The 20,923-nt window shown below is 36.6% G+C and carries 15 protein-coding genes; 10 read left to right on the top strand and 5 right to left on the bottom strand.

Going from position 1 to position 20,923, the window contains the following annotated elements:
- Positions 1-86: 86 nt before the first annotated feature.
- From HNR32_RS06145 to HNR32_RS06135, 3 genes are read right to left on the bottom strand one after another with little or no spacing between them, the layout of a single operon-like run.
- The gene (locus tag HNR32_RS06145) at positions 87-1,004 is read right to left on the bottom strand and encodes a glycyl-radical enzyme activating protein (RefSeq protein ID WP_183860751.1); all 918 of its coding nucleotides are present in this window, start codon (positions 1,002-1,004) and stop codon (positions 87-89) included.
- Positions 991-3,354: a glycyl radical protein gene (locus HNR32_RS06140; RefSeq protein WP_183860749.1), complete on the bottom strand. Its 2,364-nt coding sequence runs from the start codon at positions 3,352-3,354 to the stop codon at positions 991-993. The genes HNR32_RS06145 and HNR32_RS06140 overlap by 14 nt, the downstream gene beginning before the upstream one ends.
- A gap of 16 nt (positions 3,355-3,370) precedes the next feature.
- Positions 3,371-4,039 carry a GntR family transcriptional regulator gene (locus HNR32_RS06135; RefSeq protein WP_183860747.1) on the bottom strand — a complete coding sequence of 223 codons (669 nt, stop codon included), beginning with the start codon at positions 4,037-4,039 and terminating at the stop codon, positions 3,371-3,373.
- Between the two features lie 182 nt (positions 4,040-4,221).
- Between HNR32_RS06135 and HNR32_RS06130 the strand changes: the two genes are divergently transcribed.
- From HNR32_RS06130 to HNR32_RS06115, 4 genes are all read left to right on the top strand, one after another.
- Positions 4,222-5,079, top strand: coding sequence for a PhzF family protein (locus HNR32_RS06130; protein ID WP_183860745.1), 858 nt, complete (start codon positions 4,222-4,224; stop codon positions 5,077-5,079).
- Positions 5,080-5,098: 19 nt separating this feature from the next.
- Positions 5,099-5,584, top strand: coding sequence for a GNAT family N-acetyltransferase (locus HNR32_RS06125; RefSeq protein ID WP_183860743.1), 486 nt, complete (start codon positions 5,099-5,101; stop codon positions 5,582-5,584).
- Between the two features lie 56 nt (positions 5,585-5,640).
- The gene (locus HNR32_RS06120) at positions 5,641-6,828 is read left to right on the top strand and encodes a M24 family metallopeptidase (protein ID WP_183860741.1); all 1,188 of its coding nucleotides are present in this window, start codon (positions 5,641-5,643) and stop codon (positions 6,826-6,828) included.
- A 90-nt stretch (positions 6,829-6,918) separates the two neighbouring features.
- On the top strand, positions 6,919-7,566 hold the full coding sequence (locus tag HNR32_RS06115) for a metallophosphoesterase family protein (RefSeq protein ID WP_183860739.1): 648 nt from the start codon (positions 6,919-6,921) through the stop codon (positions 7,564-7,566).
- 310 nt (positions 7,567-7,876) lie between these two features.
- Here the strand turns inward: HNR32_RS06115 and dapA are convergent, their stop codons facing one another.
- Both dapA and HNR32_RS06105 read right to left on the bottom strand, forming a co-directional pair.
- Positions 7,877-8,761: a 4-hydroxy-tetrahydrodipicolinate synthase gene (gene dapA, locus HNR32_RS06110; RefSeq protein WP_183860736.1), complete on the bottom strand. Its 885-nt coding sequence runs from the start codon at positions 8,759-8,761 to the stop codon at positions 7,877-7,879.
- Positions 8,762-8,785: 24 nt separating this feature from the next.
- On the bottom strand, positions 8,786-11,713 hold the full coding sequence (locus tag HNR32_RS06105; RefSeq protein ID WP_183860734.1) for an insulinase family protein: 2,928 nt from the start codon (positions 11,711-11,713) through the stop codon (positions 8,786-8,788).
- 279 nt (positions 11,714-11,992) lie between these two features.
- Between HNR32_RS06105 and HNR32_RS06100 the strand changes: the two genes are divergently transcribed.
- The 6 genes from HNR32_RS06100 (at position 11,993) to HNR32_RS06075 (ending at position 20,910) form a co-directional block, all read left to right on the top strand.
- Positions 11,993-13,075: a M48 family metallopeptidase gene (locus tag HNR32_RS06100; RefSeq protein ID WP_231038073.1), complete on the top strand. Its 1,083-nt coding sequence runs from the start codon at positions 11,993-11,995 to the stop codon at positions 13,073-13,075.
- Between the two features lie 83 nt (positions 13,076-13,158).
- On the top strand, positions 13,159-13,863 hold the full coding sequence (locus tag HNR32_RS06095) for a hypothetical protein (RefSeq protein ID WP_183860730.1): 705 nt from the start codon (positions 13,159-13,161) through the stop codon (positions 13,861-13,863).
- Positions 13,864-14,234: 371 nt separating this feature from the next.
- A complete protein-coding gene (gene miaB, locus HNR32_RS06090; RefSeq protein WP_183860728.1) occupies positions 14,235-15,557 on the top strand; it encodes a tRNA (N6-isopentenyl adenosine(37)-C2)-methylthiotransferase MiaB in 1,323 nt (440 codons plus the stop codon).
- A complete protein-coding gene (mutS, locus tag HNR32_RS06085) occupies positions 15,550-18,162 on the top strand; it encodes a DNA mismatch repair protein MutS (RefSeq protein WP_231038072.1) in 2,613 nt (870 codons plus the stop codon). The genes miaB and mutS overlap by 8 nt, the downstream gene beginning before the upstream one ends.
- Positions 18,159-20,069 carry a DNA mismatch repair endonuclease MutL gene (mutL, locus tag HNR32_RS06080; protein WP_183860726.1) on the top strand — a complete coding sequence of 637 codons (1,911 nt, stop codon included), beginning with the start codon at positions 18,159-18,161 and terminating at the stop codon, positions 20,067-20,069. Before mutS ends, mutL begins: the two co-directional genes overlap by 4 nt.
- Positions 20,070-20,115: 46 nt before the next feature.
- Entirely contained in the window at positions 20,116-20,910 is a 795-nt protein-coding gene (locus HNR32_RS06075; protein ID WP_231038071.1) for a class I SAM-dependent methyltransferase, read from the top strand.
- The last annotated feature ends 13 nt before the right edge of the window (positions 20,911-20,923 follow it).

Raw genomic sequence — 20,923 nt, 5'->3', positions numbered from 1 at the left:
TGCGTTGTGGCTATACTGTCTTTAGGAGTTTCCAGCATTTCAAGCAGTATTGGATTGGTCTTTTGCCAATCTCTATATGCATATTTCTATACATATTGACTAGTTTGATCGCCTAACTCACGACTAAAGTCACGAGTGTGCGGCTCCCATTTAATCAAAAAAGTATCTGTGCTGGGGGGAGTGTATTTATTGGCAGACTTCCCTAATGACAGCATTTTTTCATAACCCAATGAATGATAAGGCAGCAGTTCAATTTTATTTAACTTATTTTTTTTCATAAAATAAGTTAATTTTTCAAAATTAGCAATATCAGTATTTATATTGTTTATTAATGGCACGCGAATGATAATATTAGGATTAAGCTGGGTGGCTTGGGCAATGTTTTGCAGGATTTTTTTATTGCTTTGGCCTGTATAGTTTATATGCAGATCATCATTCATTATTTTGATATCGAAAAAAATCATATCAAACTGTTCTATTAAGTGGCGGCATTGAGAAAAATTGAAAAAACCGCAGCTTTCTACAGCTGTAGATATTCCCAACTGCTGACAATAAACTAGCAGTTTTTCGATATAGTCAGGATGAAGCAGTGGTTCACCGCCGGAAAATGTTACGCCACCGCCGGATTGCTCATAAAATATCATATCTTTTTTTATTTCAGTCATAACTTCAGTGAAAGAGAAATTGCGCCCCATAGTCTGACGGGCCTTGGCTGAACAAACATCAATACAGGCATTGCAGCTAATGCATATATCGCTGTGAAAGATAATTTTGTTTTTATCTGTAAGTTCATTAGCATGAGATGGGCAGATGTTAAGGCAGTGACCACAGCTGCTGCATTTATGGGAAAAAAACATTATTTGCGGCGTAAATGACCAGGATTCAGGATTAGCGCACCATTTACAGCGTAGATTGCAGCCTTTAAAAAATATAGTAGTGCGTATGCCTTCACCATCATTCACAGATAGTCGCTGCATTTGAAAGATATAATCACATTGTTTCATAAGTGGTTCTTTCAATAATGGCGTTTTGAGCCTTGCGGGACAAATTAACAAACTGTGTACTGTAGCCGGCGACACGGACTAAAAGATCACGGTAATTTTCTGGATGTTCCTGCGCTGCAAATAAAATTTCGGGCGAAATAACATTAAATTGAATATGAAAAGCGCCTAAAGCAAAATAGCCTTTAATAAGCGCGGCTAAATTAGTGAGTCCACGGTCGGTTTTTATCAAATCAGGTGATACCTTGACATTAACTAAAGTACCACCTTGATGGATATCATGATTTATTTTTGCAGCCGAACGCATAGCAGCAGTAGGGCTTGTTATATCAGTACCAGCATGTGGTGATACACCTTCAGTAAGCGGTGCACCTGCCTTGCGCCCGTCAGGTGTCGCTCCGATGACAGAGCCGCAGGGAATATAATTTGATATGCCCATAAAAGCAGAATTAAACGGGGCACCAAATAAATCTTTATATTGGTGGATTTCACTATGATAAAAATCAGATATTTCGGTGGCAATATAATCAACATAGTCATCATCATTGCCGTACTTGGGTGCAGAAAATACAGCGGCATGCAGTTTTTCAAAGCCTAGCCAATCTGCTTTCAGGGCAGCAGCAAAATCCTGCAGGGTAAATTCCTGTTTTTCAAAGACAATGTATTTTATGGCAGCTAATGAATTAGCAGTATCTGCAAGTCCAATGCCGGTAAGTACAGGACCTAAGCAATATTGGGCACCGCCCTGGCTTAAGTCTTTGCCTTTTTCCATACAACCATCAACAAGTAGTGAAATATATGGGCGAGGCACAATTTCCTTATGTACTTGCTGACAGATAATAGAGCCGGTAACAGCTGTTTTTATTAAATTGGCAATTTGCTTAAAGAATATTTGTTTAAATTCATCATATGTTTTTATAGTATTGATATCAGTAGCAAGTCCCATAAGGGTATTAGTCATATTGCTGTAGCCGTTATTGATTGTATATTCCATGGCAGCGGCAAGATTAATATTTACAGCAGATGTCCACTCACCAATTTTACGAAAATGGGGAACGACACAGCCGCAGTTGCTCCAATCACGCGCATCTTCCGGTGAGAGTCCCGCAGCAACGAGCATTTGTGAGCCGACAGAATCGTTATGGATAGCAGGGAAACCTGTACCAAGGCGTACTAATTTACATACTTCCCGCAAAAATTCTGGTGGACAGTTGGGATGGATACGGACACTAAGTCCCGGCTGATGAGTTTTTAAATTACTGGTAGCTTCAAGGCACATATAGGAAATTTCATTAGTGGCATCACTGCCATCACGCTTTCTGCCGCCAATAGTGAGGTTTTGAAACGAATTATAGCCGGCAAAATATTGTGCAGTATTGCTGGATATAGCCCATACCCATTCTGATAATTTAAGCCAAAGTGCTTCAATTCGTTCTAAAGCAGCTTCATGTGTAATAATATTTTTGGACAAATCATTTTTATAGTAAGGGTACATATATTGGTCAAAGCGGCCAAGATTTAAGGCTAGTGAATTTTCTGATAGAATAGAACCAAGTTGTGTAAACCAAACACACTGAATAGCTTCTTTAAAAGTCTGTGGTGGATTTTCTGGTACTTTGCTGCATATATCAGCAATTTCCAAAAGTTCTGCCTGGCGGCTGCCGGTAGCAGTATTTGCTAAATAAGCAGCTTGAGCAGCATAACGGTTAGCAAGGGTAATTATACCTTCACAGGTTATGATTTCAGCCTGATAGAAGGTGATTTTATCGATTCCGTCAGGAGTTAACGGTGAAAGAGCGGCTAATTTTTCTTCAGCTTCTTTTTTCAATCCACCAAAGCCTTTTGTAAAGATAATATCCTGATAATCGGCAGTGATTTCACCAACAGCACTGCGCCATTTGGAATCATTATCAACAATACCGGTATCAACAAGCAGTTTAGCAGTTTTTTTATCAAGGCGAGCAAGAAAAGTTTCTTCCAAGGATTTTCCCTGCCAATAAGGAAAAACCTCTTCATTGAGTATTTTTTTGTTTTCAGTGCTGATTTCATATTGATCCTGCGGACGATTCGGAAAGTTATCCATTTCTTTTTTTACCCAGCTCCAGGAGTATTCCGGGCAGATGATACCACTGCGGCGAAATTCACCAATATTGCCAACAATAAGTTCATTAGGGAAAATACAAATATATATTTTATTGCAAACATCACGAAATGCTTTAGCACGACGTATAATTAGTCGTTCCCCCTCGGTTTTTTTATGGGATTTAGTAAAAATAACAGCACGTTTACTGCTGATCGATGGCGTAGTTTCAAGATATTCTTTTTTTAATTGTTCCATACGTGGGCTTAACATAAAGCATTCCTCCATTTTATAAATCGTGGTGATTTTTAATATACTTATCAAATTGTTTCCAGGCATTTTGCATATGTTTTTTCAAAATGCGTTTGGCTTTTGTGATGTTTTTTTCACGACAGGCAGCAAGAATAGCACAATGTTCCTGATGGGAAAATTCACGATAATGCATCTGATCAAGATAAAATATCAGATACCGAGCGACATTATTATGCAGAACGCGTATCATATCAAGCAATTTATCATTTTCTGATGCTTCGTATAAACATTCATGAAATAAAGAATTTATTTCATTGTAATAAGCTGGATCAGTACAAGTTTTTTCTTCTTGCAAATATTTTTCGGCTTTTGCCAATATATTTTCATTCATTTGCGGAATAGATAATTCTAAGGCGCCTGTTTCTAAAAATATACGTATTTGATATATTTCCCAAGCTTTTTTCGATGAAAGGGTGGTTACGCTAGCACCGCGATTAGGCAAAAATTCTATTAAATCTTCATTTTCCAGAATTTTTAATGCTTCTCTCAGGGCGCTGATGCTGACATTAAAACTTTGGGCCAAAGCATCTTGCTTTAACGGGGTGCCGCCTTTTAAAGTGCCGGTGAGAATATCATGGCGCAACGTATTGCTGATTTTTTCAGGAATCATCATTGTTTTTATTGAACTTATATTTATTTTTTCCATGTGGCAACTATAACACCTTTTTAGCTATAATGTAATAATATATTCGAATATATACATTATTCTTTCGAATATATTGAGGAAAATAATGTATATGGTTGTTATAAATATTTATATAGTTTAAAATTAATATAAATCGTATATACCATATTTTGTGGCAAAAAATTTTTAGGAGTAGATACTTTATGCAAGAAATATATACATTAAATGCTTTTGCCAACATAAAAGCGGGAGGTAATCTAGCTGCAGTTATGTTGGATGCTGATAATCTAAATAAGAAACAAATGCAGGAAATAGCCAGAAAAATAGGTTTTTCTGAAACAGCTTTTATAGAAGAATCAAAGAAGGCATCTTTTAAAATAGATTTTTTTACTCCCAATAAGCAGGTTGATATTTGTGGTCATGCCACAATAGCAGCATTTACCTTATTACGTGATAAAAAAATCATTTCAGCGGGGAAATATACTCAGGAAACTTTAGCTGGCGTACTGGCAATAAACGTAGAAGAAAACGCTGTTTTTATGCAACAGAATCTGCCGCAATATTATAATGCACCAACAGTTGAGGAAATAGCGGCTAGCCTGAATATTGCGACTGGTGAAATTAATAGACAAATTCCGATGCAAATCGTTTCAACAGGCTTAAAAGATATTATGGTACCAATAAAAAAATTAGATACGTTACTTAAGCTGCAGCCGGATTTTGAACAGATAAAAAAGATAAGCAGTACATATGACTGTATTGGTATGCATGTGTTTTCTTTGGAAACACTGTATAATAGCAACGCTCATTGCCGAAATTTTGCGCCATTATATGAAATTTATGAGGAAGCGGCTACAGGAACATCAAATGGAGCATTGGCCTGTTATCTTTATGATAATGAAATCTTTCCGAAAAAAGATTTTATTAATTTAAAATTTGAACAAGGTGAGGTCTTAAACCGTCCAGCCGAAATTTTTGTAAAATTAGAGGCTGAAAATAAATGTATTAAAAATGTCTTTGTAGGTGGAAATGCACAAATGCAAAAATCTATAAGCATATAAGAAGGGGATAAAATATACAATGAATATCGAAATAAAATTAGCTTATGAGGCTAAAGAAGATATTAGAGCACTTTTTACTGAATATACAAATATGTTGGTAGAAGAAAATCCTATTTTCGCTGAATCCCTGCAGGCGCAAAATTATGATAGTGAGATTGATAATTTGCGGGATAAATATGGTTTGCCGGATGGGCGCCTTTATATTGTTTATGTAGATGATAAGGCAGCTGGTTGTGTGGCATGTCATCGATTTGACGAAGAGCGTGGTGAATTAAAACGTCTTTATGTTTATCCTAAGTATCGTGGTCAGAATCTAGCGGGTATGCTTATAGATAAAATACTTATTGATGCTAAAGAAATTGGCTATAAATCAATACTATTGGATACATTGCCTTTTTTGCAGGGGGCAATTTCTTTATATAAAAATCGATATGATTTTAAGGAAATACCTAAATATTATGATACACCTGTGGAGGAAACTATTTTTATGGAAAAAATATTATAATATTTTATTAAAATTAATATAAAAAATACAATAATACTAAATAAAGGATGGGTCAGATGGATAAAATACCACAATTAGAAATTGAGACAAGAATTGCTAAATTACAGAAGATACTTGTGCAGCAGCAATTAGATGGTGCATTGCTGTTATGGAATTCAGATATATTTTATTTTACTGGAACAAAGCAAAATTCATATTTATTTGTTCCGCAAAGCGGAGATCCAGTCCTTATGGTAAAACGTGGTCTGGATAGGGGAATAGCAGAATCGTTTGTAAAAGATATAGTATCGATAAAGAGTCCTAAGGAAATTCCGTCAATTATAGCAACGCATGGAATTACAAATCTAACTAAAATAGGAACAGAATTAGATGTAATGCCGGTTAATTTATATAATTTTTATGGTAAAATATTCGACCAAATAGAATTTAGTGATATATCACCAGCAATTAAACAGATTCGTGCTGTTAAATCAGCGTATGAGGTGAATATAATTCGTCAGGCTTTAAAAATTATGGATGAGGCTTTTTCTCTGGTACCTTCTTTATTGCGCGAAGGCATGACTGAAATTGAGCTGGCGGCATTGTTTGAAGCCGAGCTGCGCAAACGCGGCTATGCAGGAGTATGTAAGATGCGGGCGTTTAATCAGTCATTTTTCTATGGAAATGTTTGCAGCGGCAAAAGTGGCATTAGTCCCAGTTTTTTTGATGGTCCAGTTGGTGGTACAGGTGTATCGCTTTCGGATCCACAAGGGGCGGGCTGGAAAATTATTAATAAGAATGAACCCATATATATTGATTATACCTGTATTTATCAAGGCTATACCGGTGACCAGACCAGAATGTTCTGCATTGGGGATCTGCCAGAAAAATTAAAAAAAGCTTATAATGATGCTGTATTTATTAAAAACGAAGCAGTAAAAAGTATGCATCCGGGTGTTCTGGCAGAAGAACCGCATATATTGGCACTTAAATTAGCAGAGGAACTTGGCTATAAAGATAATTTTATGGGTTATAAAAATAATCAGGTTAAATTTTTAGGTCATGGGCTGGGTTTGGAACTTGATGAGTTGCCAATAGTGGCTAAGGGAATAAAAACCAAGATAGTGACGGGGATGACATTTGCACTTGAGCCGAAATTCGTTTTTCCTGAAGGGGCAATAGGGATTGAAAATAGTTTTGTCATGACCGAAAATGGTCCTGAATGTTTAAGTATTACAGCTGAGGATATCATTTATATAAAATAATTTTTGTTAATGTAAGATACTAATAAATAGTGCAGTAGCAAACAGTAAATTTACATTTATGAAATGTATAGCTGGCAAAGGGATGATTTTTTGAAAGCATATAAGAGAATTTTAGCTGTTGGTGATATTCATGGACACTATAATAAATTAAAAGATATGTGGCAGAAATTAAAATTTAATAAGGACAATGATTTCCTTATTTTTTTGGGTGATTATATAGATCGAGGACCAGATAATATTGCGGTAATTAAGTTTGTAATGGAATTAAATAAACTGGAAAATGTTATTTGTCTGCGTGGTAATCATGAAGAAATATTTATCGATGATATAAAAAATGGATTTTATTTTGCGGATAAGCCTCATAGTGCTTTAAATGAACTGCATAAGGATAAATCACTGCTCAAATTATTTTATGATTTTGCCAATAGCCGTCCTTATTATCATGAAAGCAGGATAAAAGATAAGACCTATGTATTTTGTCATGCCGGTATAGAAAATAATATACCAATGGCAGAGCAAAGTCCGCACTATTTACTGTGGGAAAGGGAAAGCTTTCTCAATGGCTATAATGACAGTAAATACGTAGTAGTTGGTCATACTCCGGTACAATGTGTAAATGGGTTAAATACACCATTAGAATTGTCAAATAAAATTATTATGTGTGACACAGGTTCATATTTAACAGATGGTAAAATATCATGCATTGATATTTTATCGGGGAAATTTTGGCAGGGATGATTAACTAAATAATCATGATTGTTTAGTTTCAGGTTATTTTATGGCATAACAGTCAGGCGGTTGGTGGCAGAAAATTAGCTGCTATATGGCATATTGCTCAAATTGCAGCATTCTAACTAAATTTGCTATAAAAAAAGCTATCTTACTTTTATAATTACTCATTATCTTACTTCAATTTATTCAATATATTTTTAACAGCATATTTGTTATGCTGTTTTTCGATTTTATGTAAAAATACATAAAAGTAAAAAATGTCGCTTGTATATAATCGTATATACAAGCGACATTTTTGATTTAATTTAATAAGTATTTAGATTAAATTATGTTTCTGCATAAGATTTTTTAAATTATCATAATTAGCAGGTTCTAATTCGGTAAGCGGCATGCGCAGCTGTCCCATTTTATAACCCATAATGTTAAGGGCAGCTTTAACAGGAATAGGATTAACTTCAGCAAATAAAGCACCTATAAGTGGTTCCCAATCTATTTGCAGCTGGGCAGCTTCTTTTACATTGCCATTAAAATAGAATTCACACATATTGTGAGTTGTTCTAGGTGCAATATTGGATAAAACAGAGATAACGCCTTTACCGCCTAAGGACAATATTGGAATAATCTGGTCATCATTGCCAGAGTAGATATTTAATTCGTCACCGCATAAAGATCGGGTTTTTAAAACAGCAGTTAAATCACCACTGGCTTCTTTTACGGCGTTGATATTAGGATGCTTGGCTAACTCGGCATATGTTTCCGGTTTGATATTTACGCCGGTTCGTGATGGCACATTATACAGCACAACAGGAATGTTTATGCTGTCAGCTATTTGAGTAAAATGAGCGATAAGTCCTTTTTGCGTACATTTGTTGTAATAAGGAGTTACCGATAAAATCCCATCAGCACCGACTTTTTCGGCAAATTGTGATAACTGTATAGCATACGCTGTATCATTAGAGCCAGTACCAGCAATTACAGGAATACGTTTATTGACTTTTTCTACAGTAAATCGAATTATTTCCTTATGTTCTTCATCAGTCATGGTGGAAGCTTCACCGGAAGTACCGGCAATAACTATACCATCTGTATTATTATCAATGTGGAATTCAATTAGTTTTGCTAATTCATCATAGTCAATACCAGTAGCAGTAAATGGTGTAGCAATAGCTACGGCGGCACCTGTAAAAATTGGTTTTTTCATAGAGAACACTCCTGTTTTTAAGTTTTAAGCTTCAAAAATATTATGCATGGTTTTAAATATATCTTTATTTTGTTTGAGCTTATCTTCGTTACCAACAACGCAGATGGCACTGTCATTTAAACAATCCTTAATCATTTGAGACAGGTTCTGTATATCTATTTGCTTAGTAGTAAGTACTTCATCACGGCGCTGCTGTACATAAGTATTATCGATATTTCGTAGATAAGCAGCAGCCGCACTTCGCCCTTGGGCAGCTGGTGTAAGTGGGGCATCAAGGGCGCTTATTGTGCCGATGATGTATTTAGTCATTTCACGGTCATCTATTGAAAAATTTTCCAGAAAATCCACAGTTTTGTTATAAACATCAAGGGTTTCTGTAAGGTTAGGGTCACGGTAAGAACCAAAATATAGTCCGCCTGCTGGGGTGAATCGTACAAAAGCACCGTACGCACCGCCTAATACACGGATTTTATTCCAAAAATAGGTGCAGCGCAGAATAGTTGATAAAACTAGTAACTTACCATTATAGCTATAACCATTTTTGATAAAGTTAGTACCACAGCCAACATATTGTACCTGACTGGAGCTCTGCAGGCCTTCATTTTTTTTATCTGCTGTGAACTCAAATTTTTGTATAGGCAGTTGTTTATCGGATAAATTGGCAGCAAATTTGCCAAAATCAGCAGCAAATGCGGCATAGTCAGCTTCTTTTACAGTGATGCTTATGAGTAAGTTTTTACGGGAAAACACCATAGACATAAGTTCATTTAAGTCAGCATAAAGAGCGTCATAGCGTTTGTCAAAATTATCCGCTAAATCCTTGATAAATGGATAAAATGATAAGCCGCCCTGCTCATTATAGGCGCCAGATGGTGTGAAGTAGGCGGAAAGTCTTGAAGCAACTACTTGGTGGGCAGAGTTTAAAATATCGAGTTCCATATTGGATTTTGATTGGACAATTAATTCCTTGAGACGGGCTTTATCGGTAAACTTACTGGTGAATAATATCTCCTGTAATAGTGCAAATAAATCAGGTAGTTTTTCAACCAACGATTTACTTTTAACTATTAATTTAGGCAGCAGGGAATCAGGTTCATCTTTACGGCTGTAAGCAGACAAATCAAAGGAAATCCCACCAGTATTTAAATTAATGGCATTAGCCAATGATTCATAGGAATATTTGTCAGTAGCAACTTTTCGTAAAATATCAACTAATAAAAATGCTGTCGGCAGCTTATCAGCAGAAATTGTGCTGGCATCAAAATACATATCGAAATAGGCAATACCATTAGTATTAATATCATGCAATAATACTTTAATATCATCAATAGATTTTTCTTCTAAAATGAATTTTTTGGAATTTTTATCAATGTCATTGAGCTTCAGCATAGGAATGGTTGCCAATGCGTCGGCGGAATCAGGTGTTTGCTGACGCAGTTTTAATTTTTTAGTAGTAGCTATGATTTCTTCTAATTGTTCTTTGCTCATAGCTGCTTTTTTCTCAGCCAGTACAGCTTCTAGTTTTTTCTCGTTTTCTAAAGCAATTTTATCATCAGGAATGAGTGTAAATAATAATTTATGCGGGTTGTCAATGATAACTTCCTGCAGAAGGTTTTCAAAATAATTTGTTTGGATTTTTTCTTTAATATCTTTTAATAAGTCTTCATATTGTAATTGGCTGACAGGATCACCGTCATACAGCCAGCTTTTCATTAGCTGGATATTATAGATAAGTCCCTTAGGCGCCTGACCAAAATCAGCTTCACGTAACTTAAACTCAGTTATATTGAAGGCAGCCTGTAGCAGCTCTTTATCAATGCCATTGCTGATTAAGTTTTTTATGGTATCAGTAAATATTGTACGGAATTTATCGGTTTTTTCTGCTTCTGAACCCGTTACAGTTATATTCCACCATGGCTGGGAAAGACCATAATCAAAAGAAGATGAGACATCAGCACCAACTTCTGCTTTTAATAGGGCGTTGCGAAGCGGAGCTGACTGCGATTTAAACAAGACATAATCAAGTAAATCCAAGGCAAAACATGTGGTGACATCTAAAGAAGTTCCTGAGGAAAAATTATAACTTAAGAAGGTCTTATCTTTTTTGCTTTCCGATGAGGAAATAGGATAAATATCACGCATCTGTTTTTCGCCGGCAAATGGTTTTTGTACTCCGACCGAGGAATCAATGGCTATTTTATCAAAATGGCTTAAATATTCATCATCGAGAAACGCTAATTTTTCCATTATGTCCATTTCACCATAAAGATAAATATAGCTGTTAGATGGATGATAATATTTTTGATGGAAATTTATAAAGTTTTCTTGGGTTAAGGTAGGAATACTTTCGGGGTCACCACCGGATTCAAAGGCATATGTATTATCTGGAAACATATTGTTGAGGAGTTTGCGTTCTAAGAGTCCTTCTGGTGAAGAAAGAGCACCCTTCATTTCGTTATAAACAACACCACTATAACGAAGCGGTGCATCAAGACTGTCAATTTCATAATGCCAGCCTTCCTGCATAAGTATTTCCGGCATTTCAGTCATCAATGGATAAAATACAGCATCGAGATAAACATCAATTAAATTCTGGAAGTCTTTATCATTTTGGCTGGCTACCGGGTACATTGTTTTATCAGGAAAGGTCATGGCATTTAAAAAGGTATTCAAAGAACCTTTTAGTAATTCAACGAATGGTTCCTTAGTACGGAATTTTCGTGAGCCGCATAAGGTGGAATGTTCGACAATATGGGCAACTCCAGTGTCATCGGTAGGAGTTGTGCGAAAGCTTATTGAAAATACTTTATTGTCGTCAGTGTTTTCTAAATATAAAAGTTTAGCACCACTTTTTTCATGGATAAATTGATAAGCTGTGGAATCAACTTCTTTTATCTGGGTGGTTTTTTCTAATTTAAAACCATGGTAAAGTTTATTAATTTCAAAGTTCAATATTAAAATCCCCTGTATATAGTAAATTTCAAGTCATAAATATACTCGACATATAATACATATTATATCAGATTATAACAAAAATGCATATTCTATAAAGGGAAAGATTTTAGATTAATGTCAATTCGTAAGCGGGAATATTTGCTGATAAAAAAATATTGAAGTAGAAAACAGCTGATTGTATAATACTTATATAGTACAAGGAATTTTAGTAAGAATATATTTTCGCAGACATTAATTAATATAAGGCAAAATATGTTTAATTTAGGAGGAACTATGATGAGTTTATCAAGGATGAAAATTTTAGCAGTAATGGCTGCATTATTATGCAGTAATTTTGCTATGCCGAAAGTACAGGCAATTAATTATCTTAATTTAGGTGGTGCAATTTTGGGCGTAGGTGTCCAGTATGCCCAATTAGATGCAACTGTTAATTATTGTGATGATAAGGGACGTCACGAATATTTTGACAATATGAAGCAGCAGTATGGGGTGGATGAAGACCCGGTTAAAAATGCGATATTAGCTGATGTTATGACACGTCTGTCAAATTCTATTGCCCAAACTGATCCGTCAATAAAAGAAAAACCTTATAATTATTTTGTAAATAAGCAAAAGACATTTAATGCTTTTTGTTCACTGGGACATAATATGAGTGTAAATTCTGGATTGTTTGATGTACTTAACAATAATGAAGATGAAATAGCATTTGTAGTTGGACATGAAATGGGACACGGACAAGAAGAACATCCTAAAAAGGGAATAAAAAAATCACTGCCAATAAGTGTTATTGCCAGTGTATGGGGTTCACAGGCCGGCAGCTCTTTGGAGGTTGTTGGTATAAATGTGCTAGCTAAGCAGGCAGACGCTAATATTGTGACTAAACCACAGGAATGGCAGGCTGACAATTTGGCCTTTGGCTATGCTGTAGGTGCAGGGTATAATCCTGGTGCAGGTGCTGCTGTGTGGCAGAGATTTATTGAAAAAATGGGCGAAAATCGCTCTAATTTTGTCGGTGAAATTTTTTCCCCGTCAGACCATCCTAAAGAAAGTGATCGACGGGAAAATTATTCGGAAAAAATAACTGAATACAGTAATAAACATGTTGTGGTAGCAGATGGTAAAATAAAAATAAACGGTAAGGATTTCATGACTACGGCCGACAGCGGAGCAATGAGTGGTAAAGAACGGGCTTATTTAATCGCTGGCAGAATTGCTGCCGTTTATCACAATAATAAAGTAGCACCGGCGGCGTATGTCTCTAATGGTTATGTATATATGGGGCAGCAGGATATTTGCCAACCAGTCGCAGGCGATAATGATGCGGAGACTTTAGCTCAGCGCCTAAATATGATAAAATAGGAAAGCATTCGATTACTTATAGTGTGAGAACTGTAGGAATAAAATATAAATCGGTGCAAAATCGAAAATAAGCAGGGATGATTTTGCGAAAAAATAAACGAACGCTGTTGCTGATATGTGTTATTGTAGTAGCGATAATAGTGGCCATTAGTGCCAAAGGGTTTTCTTTATTTGATACAAGTGTTGAAGATTCTTTAAAGATATTTGTCCAGATAAATTTAAAAAATGATTTTACCGATGCCAAGGAAATTGGACTAGGTGATGATGCGACTATTAAAGAATGGCAGCAAAACTATCAAAAAATAAACAAACATTATTTTGATATGGAATTTAAAAATACTTTGTCTGATGAAAAACTTAATGAACTGGTAGCAGCAGAGCTGGTCATGAACAAAAAACGGCAGATAAAAATAAGTGACGTCAAAGTGGATAAGGATACAGCAACAGCAACTGTAGCGATAAGTAAGGTTGACTATAGTTCAATTGTAGATAAGGCTGTAAAAACAGTTAAGGCCCAAAAGGCTAAAAATGAAGCTATGACAGCAAAAGAATTTTCAGCAGCATTGGCCGATGAGTTAATAAAGGGGTATAAAGCAGCAGAAGTCTCCAGCCAGATGAGTACTTTTTCTATAAAATGCAAAAAAGAATTGATAGATAATAATGAGCATAATAAGGCTGCCCAAAATTGGCTTAGTGAATATGTATTGCCACATTTCGCCGGCCATTGTTGGTATCCACAGGATTTTGCTGATTTTTCCGGTAAAATAAATAAGGCTGTAGAATCGTAGTGAAAAAAGAGGGGGCTGCCTTAGATGCAGCTCCTTTTGTAATTTTGCGATAGGCAAATGTTGCCAGAAATATCATATGTACGTTATAATAATTATCACTAGCAAAAAGATATTAACGGCAATAATTAAAGAATTATAAACTATTCGCATTGTGCTAATTGGAATTTAGATGCCTGAAAGGCTTCTCTGCAGGGGAGCTGGAGGGGTTAACCCTTCCGACTTGACTTCGTCAAGCCACCTTCCCTATGCTGTAGTTCTTAGTGCTTTAGCACTTTAGAAATACAGTACACACCGTGCAGGGACGGCTTTAAGGACACACTAGTTTATTAACTAGCACAACACGAAAACTATATATTAGGAGTAAATTTTTAATGGAACACAATAGATACAAGGTTTTCACTTATGGCTGCCAGATGAATGAGAGTGACTCGTTGCGAATGGGGACACAACTTGAACAATTGGGCTATAAAAGCACGGAAAATTTGGAAGATGCCACGATTATTTTAATAAACACCTGCTGTGTACGGGAAAGTGCCGAAAAGAAAATACATGGCAAAATTGGTGAAATAAAGAATTTAAAACGTAAAAATCCTGAAATTATTTTAGGTGTCGTTGGCTGTATGGCACAAAAAGAAGGCGAGAAATTATTTAGAAAAGCGCCTCATATTGATTTTGTTTTAGGAACAAATAAAATACATGAATTAAATAATGTTATCAACGATATAAAAATGTCCCGCCATCATATGACAAATCTGGCTCCAGACGACGGCGGCATGCCGCAGGAAGTCCTGCCGCCAACCAGTGATGCTTTATCAGTCTGGGTACCGATTACTTATGGCTGCAACAATTTTTGTACATACTGTATAGTTCCCTATGTGCGCGGTCGTGAGCACAGCCGTCCAATGTCGGCAATTATTGATGAAGTGCAAAATTACAGCAAAACCGGCGTAAAAGAAGTAACGCTGCTAGGACAAAACGTTAATTCTTATGGGAAAGAATTAACTGATACAAGTTTTGCTAAACTCTTATATGAACTTGATAAAATTGACGGTATAGAACGGGTTCGTTATATGACATCACATCCGCGTGATTTGAGTGATGAAGTTATCGATGTAATAAGAAACAGCCGTCATATCTGTTCTCATTTTCATTTACCAGTACAACATGGCAGTGACAGAATTTTAAAAGCCATGAATCGCGGCTATACAATAGAAAATTACCGTAACCTAATAAAAAAAGTGCGGACAGCGGTGCCTGACTGCAGTTTGACCACTGATATAATTGTAGGTTTCCCTGGGGAAACGGATGAAGATTTTAAGGATATGTTGGAATTTATAAAAGAAATGCGCTATGATGCCGCCTATACTTTTCTCTATTCTAAGCGCTCTGGTACGCCAGCTGCCACAATGGAAAATCAGGTAGAGGAAAAAGTAAAAAAAGAACGTCTCAATAAATTAATGGCAGTGCAGAACGAAATAAGTTTGGAAATAAATAAAAAACTTGAAGGCAGTGTTGTTGAAGTTATGGTCGAAGGTCCAAGTCGCACCGATGAAGCTGTTTATACTGGAAGAACTTCTAATAATAAGATTGTTTTATGGGAAAAACGCGGACAGGAGCAAGCAGGCGATTTAGTACAAGTGAAAATTAATCATGCTCAGACCTGGGTTTTAAAGGGTGATGCCATCTATGGATGAAAATAATAAAAAAATTGCGGAAATAACGCCAATGATGCAGCAATATTATGCAATGAAGGAAGAAGCCGCCGATGCTGTGCTATTTTTTCGCCTTGGTGATTTTTATGAAATGTTTGAAGAAGATGCCAAGATTGTTTCTAAAGAATTAGAACTTACGCTTACAGCACGCAGTAAAATGCCGATGTGCGGGGTGCCGTATCATGCTGCAGAAAATTATATCAATAAATTAATCAATAAGGGTTATAAAGTAGCTATTTGTGAACAGATTGGCGATCCCAAGGCCAAGGGGCTTACCAAGCGTGATATTATAAAAATAATTACGCCGGGAACAGTAATGAATGAATCGGCTTTGCCGGGAGTGCAGAACAACTATATAGCACTTATTTATGAAGCGGGCGAAGAACTTATTTTAACTGGGGCGGATATTTCTACTGGCGAATGTTTTTATGGCATATATAAGGGGGCTGACCGCTGCCAGATATTGTGCGATGAGCTGTATCGCCTGATGATGGCTGAGCTCATAATAGTAGGTGCGTTGTCGTATAAAGAACAACTGGCAGAGTTTTTAGATCTGCATATAGCAAAATGTGTTATTACAGAAATTGCCGATGCTTCAGCTGATGTGGATAATCGGATCGTTGAACATTTTGCGGCAGCTGACCGTCCAACAGGGAAGGCTGATAAAGAAGCCATAGCAACTTTGCTTGATTATCTGCATAATACGGTCAAAACAGATTTAACTCATTTAAATCATCTGACCTATATCGATGCCTCGGAAAATCTCGTAATTGATACATATACACTGCGTAATTTGGAGATAACACATAATCTGCATGATGGCGGTAAAAAGGGAACATTATTTTCGGTGCTTGATTTTACTAATACGGCTATGGGCAGCAGAAAATTGGCTAAGTGGCTGGAATACCCGCTCCTTGATCGTTATAAGATAGGACAAAGACTTGATGCCGTGGAAGAACTTACCGTTGATTTCTCCCGGCGTGATGCAATAAAAGAACAGTTAAAAGATGTCTATGATTTTGAAAGACTTTTGACACGTGTAGAAGTGGGTAGTGCCAATGCCCGTGATATGCTGGCTCTAAAAAAATCATTATATGCATTACCAATAGTAAAAAACGCCTTAGAAAATGTAAAGACTGGTTTTTTACAGGCAATTGATAAAAATATAGCTACTTATGACGAATTGGCAGATTTATTGGAAAGAGCTATTGATGACAATCCTGGCTTGCTGCTGCGTGATGGCGGCATAATTAAAGATGGTTTTGATAAGGAACTTGATGAATATAGGACCTTAGCATCAGACAGTCAATCATTATTGCAGAAGATGGAAGAAGAACAAAAGCAGCTGACGGGAATAAAATCATTAAAGGTTGGCTACAATAAAGTTTTTGGTTATTTTATTGAAGTACGTAAGACTAATATCGACCAGGTGCCCGAAACATATATAAGAAAACAAACTCTTGTTAATACAGAGCGTTATATCACGCAGGAATTAAAAGAGTTTGAGACTAAAATTTTAGGGGCACAAGAGAAAATCCTGCAGATAGAATACAGGTTATTCAGTGAGGTAAGGGAAGAAGTAAAAAAATATATTCCCAGTGTGCAGAAAACTGCGCAAAATATCGCCGCACTTGATGTTATTGCTTCTTTTGCCGAAGCGGCACAGCAATATAATTATGTACGACCGTCACTCAATGGTGATGGGAAAATATTAATTCGTGATGGACGCCATCCTTTAATTGAACGTATTTTAACCAGAGATTTATTTGTGCCTAATGATACGGAACTTGATAATCAGCAAAATGAGATATTGATTATTACTGGTCCTAATATGGCTGGTAAATCAACCTATATGCGCCAGACAGCACTTTTAACATTAATGGCACAGGCAGGTTCATTTTTGCCGGCAAGAGAAGCTTTTATTTCGCCGGTAGACAGAATTTTTACCCGTATTGGGGCCAGTGATGACTTAGCCAGCGGACAGAGTACTTTTATGGTAGAAATGAATGAAGTAGCACATATTTTGAAATATGCTACTAAAAATAGTTTGATAATTTTGGATGAAATCGGCCGCGGTACAAGTACGTTTGATGGTATGAGCATTGCCAGGGCAGTTATTGAACATATCCGTGACAAGGTAAAAGCGAAAACGTTATTTGCTACGCATTATCATGAGCTCACCGATTTGGCTGATGATAAACATGTAAAAAATTACTGTATTGCTGTCAAGGAAAAAGGCAGTAAAGTTCTCTTTTTACGGCGAATAATAGCCGGCAGTGCTGATAAGTCATATGGTATTCATGTGGCCAAATTAGCTGGTCTGCCGAAAAATGTTACTGACAGGGCTGAAAAAATACTTATTGATTTAGAAAATAGTGATTTGGCTGGTAAAAATGGAAAATTTGTCAGTAAAACAGAAACAGCACAAGAAAATCCAGTGATTGAGCCGGCAATGCCGACATTATTTGGCTCAACCTTGAGTGAAGAAATTCAAAAACTGGATGTATTGACGATGACGCCGCTTGAGGCGATGAATACATTATATAAATTACAGCAGCAGGCAAAGAAGGAGGCTGGCCGACTATGAGTAATATCCATGTGCTCGATGAAAATACCATAAATAAGATTGCAGCAGGAGAAGTAGTAGAGAGACCATCATCAGTGGTTAAAGAGCTCATGGAAAATGCTATTGATGCGCAGTCAGATAAGATAGAAGTAGAGATAATGGCGGGTGGCACAAGTTATATCCGTATAACAGATAATGGTCATGGTATGAGTCGGGAAGATGTACAAGTAGCTATTTTGCGTCATGCTACCAGCAAGATAACAGCGGTAGGCGATTTGGGGAAAATATCAACCTTGGGGTTTCGTGGTGAAGCTTTACCATCAATAGCAGCAGTATCAAGGTTTTCGATACTTACCCGTCGCCCCGAGGAAGAACTGGGAACAAGTGTAAAAATAACAGGTGGACATTTGGAAGATATTGAAGATGCGGGCTGTAATATTGGGACGACGATAAAAGTTGAAGATTTGTTTTTTAACACTCCTGCCCGCAAGAAATTTTTAAAAACCAATAATACCGAGTCCAATAAAATTAATGATTATGTCATAAAGCTGGCTTTTTCCAATCCGCAGATAGCCGTAAAGTTTATCAATAATAATAAATTTACAGTGACCACACCGGGAAATGGACTGCTCAGTGATGCTATTGCCAGTGTATATGGCAAAAATGTATCAGAACAGTTATTATCGCTTGAACTCAATAATGAAGATATAAAAATCAGCGGTTTTATAACGAAACCGGCAGTAATACGCAGCAGCCGCAGCTGGCAGACTTTTATTGTTAATGGCAGGATAATTACTAACCACATGATAAGCAAGGCCATAGATAATGCCTATCATTCATTGCTGCCAAAGTCGGGTTATCCATTGGCAGTACTTAATATTGAGGTACCAAAAGATAGTGTTGATATAAATGTGCATCCACAGAAAATTGAAATGAAGTTTGCTGATGAGGGGACGGTGTTTAAAGCTGTATATAAAGCTGTTCTTGATGCCGTACGACCATCCGATGATATTAAGCAATCTTCAAGTTTGGAATCATTTGCGGCTCCGGCTAATTATATCAAGCCTCATTATGAGGAAACTATCTTAGAGCCACAGCCGAAAATTGATTCGCAAAAATATGATGAAATTACTGAAACAATAAAGGAAAGATTGCCAGAAAAAAATAAATACAGTCTGGGTAATTTATATAAAAATAAACAAGACTATCATACGACTGTTAATGAGCCGTCAGTCGATTTTTCATTGGCAAAAGAAGAAGTATATGCAATGAAAAATAAGTCCTTTATTGCCCAAAATACTGAAGCTGTGGTTCAAGAAGAGGTTGTACAGATACAGTCGGAAATAGAAGTGCCAGAAGGCGATTTGCAGCCGTTGGGTCAGATTGATTTATGCTATATTATAGCTCAGGGGGAAGACGGCATGTATATTATTGATCAGCATGCCGCGCATGAAAGAATCCTTTATGACAGGTTTGGTCTGGCTAAAGACAGGGTTGTTACCCAGCAGTTATTAGTTCATTTACTGCTGGATTTGGCACCGACTGAATATGAGCTTTTGGAAAATAATCAGGAGGCACTGTATAAACTGGGATTTGGCATAAACGCAGCTGGTCCGGGTAAATTTCGTTTAAGTGAAGTCCCTGCTGATATACCGATAGAGGATGCCGAAAACACTCTTCGAGAAATATTGGCATCACTAGAAGATATGCATATGCCAACACCACAGGAAATACGGCATACCTGCTTGGCAACAGCGGCTTGCAGAGCGGCTATAAAAGCTGGCGATAAACTGACTACTAAGCAGATGAAGATAATTTTGGATGAATTGGCTAATACCAAGCTGCCCTATACATGTCCGCACGGACGTCCGACAATTATAAAATTTGAGCATCGTGATTTAGCAAAGATGTTTAAAAGAATACAATAAAAATCAGCCAGCAGTGCTGGCTGATTTTTACTGAGAAGTATAAGAAATGAGAAAAGCAGGAAATATGGATAAGTTTTTTATAACTACCGGCCGCAAAATAGATGAAAAAAGCTATAAAAAAGCACAGCAATTAGCTGAAAAATGTCAGATGCCTTTTGTAGAAAGAGATGGCAAATCGCTAGAACAGTTAAAAATAGAACAGCAGCTGGATAAAATTTTATTGGTAAAAAAAACGAAAATAGTTATAGTGACAGCTGTGGGCGAATTATTTTTCCATCCTAATATGGCACAATTGCGCATAAAAAAATTATTAAAAAAAGAGCCGGATAATATGATTGAGGCTATGGGATTAAAAGCAGGGATGACAGTGCTTGACTGCACATTGGGATTTGCTGCTGATGCCTTAGTGAGTTCATTTATAAGTAAAATACAGGTAGTAGGATTAGAGACAGATGAGCTGTTATCATTGGTAATAAGCGATGGCCTTAAAAACTATAATTCGGGCATAACGGCAATGGATGAAGCTATGCGCAATATTAAAGTTATAAATATCAATTATAAAGATTATTTACGGCAATTGCCGGATGATAGTTTTGATATTGTTTACTTTGATCCGATGTTTCGTCATCCACTGCAAGACAGCATTCATTTACAGCCATTGCGGCAATTAGCTGATATATCAGCAGTAGATGCAGAAAGTATAGTCCAGGCGCGGCGTGTCGCCAGAAAAAAAGTTGTTTTTAAGGAAAATAGTAAAAGCCGGGAATTTTCTCGCTTGGGATTTACTAAGATAGCTGGTGGACGTTATAGCAATGTCCATTATGGTGTTATGAATATATAGATTGATGAAAAAA

Source organism: Pectinatus brassicae (assembly GCF_014201835.1).
Classification (GTDB): domain Bacteria; phylum Bacillota; class Negativicutes; order Selenomonadales; family Selenomonadaceae; genus Pectinatus; species Pectinatus brassicae.
This window is presented reverse-complemented; position numbering and strand designations above follow the sequence as displayed.

What these genes read in the sequence shown, in the direction of transcription:
- HNR32_RS06145 (WP_183860751.1), bottom strand. Translation starts at nt 1,004, where the DNA reads ATGAAACAATGTGATTATATCTTTCAAATGCAGCGACTATCTGTGAAT.
- HNR32_RS06140 (WP_183860749.1), bottom strand. Translation starts at nt 3,354, where the DNA reads ATGTTAAGCCCACGTATGGAACAATTAAAAAAAGAATATCTTGAAACT.
- HNR32_RS06135 (WP_183860747.1), bottom strand. Translation starts at nt 4,039, where the DNA reads ATGGAAAAAATAAATATAAGTTCAATAAAAACAATGATGATTCCTGAA.
- HNR32_RS06130 (WP_183860745.1), top strand. Translation starts at nt 4,222, where the DNA reads ATGCAAGAAATATATACATTAAATGCTTTTGCCAACATAAAAGCGGGA.
- HNR32_RS06125 (WP_183860743.1), top strand. Translation starts at nt 5,099, where the DNA reads ATGAATATCGAAATAAAATTAGCTTATGAGGCTAAAGAAGATATTAGA.
- HNR32_RS06120 (WP_183860741.1), top strand. Translation starts at nt 5,641, where the DNA reads ATGGATAAAATACCACAATTAGAAATTGAGACAAGAATTGCTAAATTA.
- dapA (WP_183860736.1), bottom strand. Translation starts at nt 8,761, where the DNA reads ATGAAAAAACCAATTTTTACAGGTGCCGCCGTAGCTATTGCTACACCA.
- HNR32_RS06100 (WP_231038073.1), top strand. Translation starts at nt 11,993, where the DNA reads ATGAGTTTATCAAGGATGAAAATTTTAGCAGTAATGGCTGCATTATTA.
- miaB (WP_183860728.1), top strand. Translation starts at nt 14,235, where the DNA reads ATGGAACACAATAGATACAAGGTTTTCACTTATGGCTGCCAGATGAAT.
- mutS (WP_231038072.1), top strand. Translation starts at nt 15,550, where the DNA reads ATGGATGAAAATAATAAAAAAATTGCGGAAATAACGCCAATGATGCAG.
- mutL (WP_183860726.1), top strand. Translation starts at nt 18,159, where the DNA reads ATGAGTAATATCCATGTGCTCGATGAAAATACCATAAATAAGATTGCA.
- HNR32_RS06075 (WP_231038071.1), top strand. Translation starts at nt 20,116, where the DNA reads ATGAGAAAAGCAGGAAATATGGATAAGTTTTTTATAACTACCGGCCGC.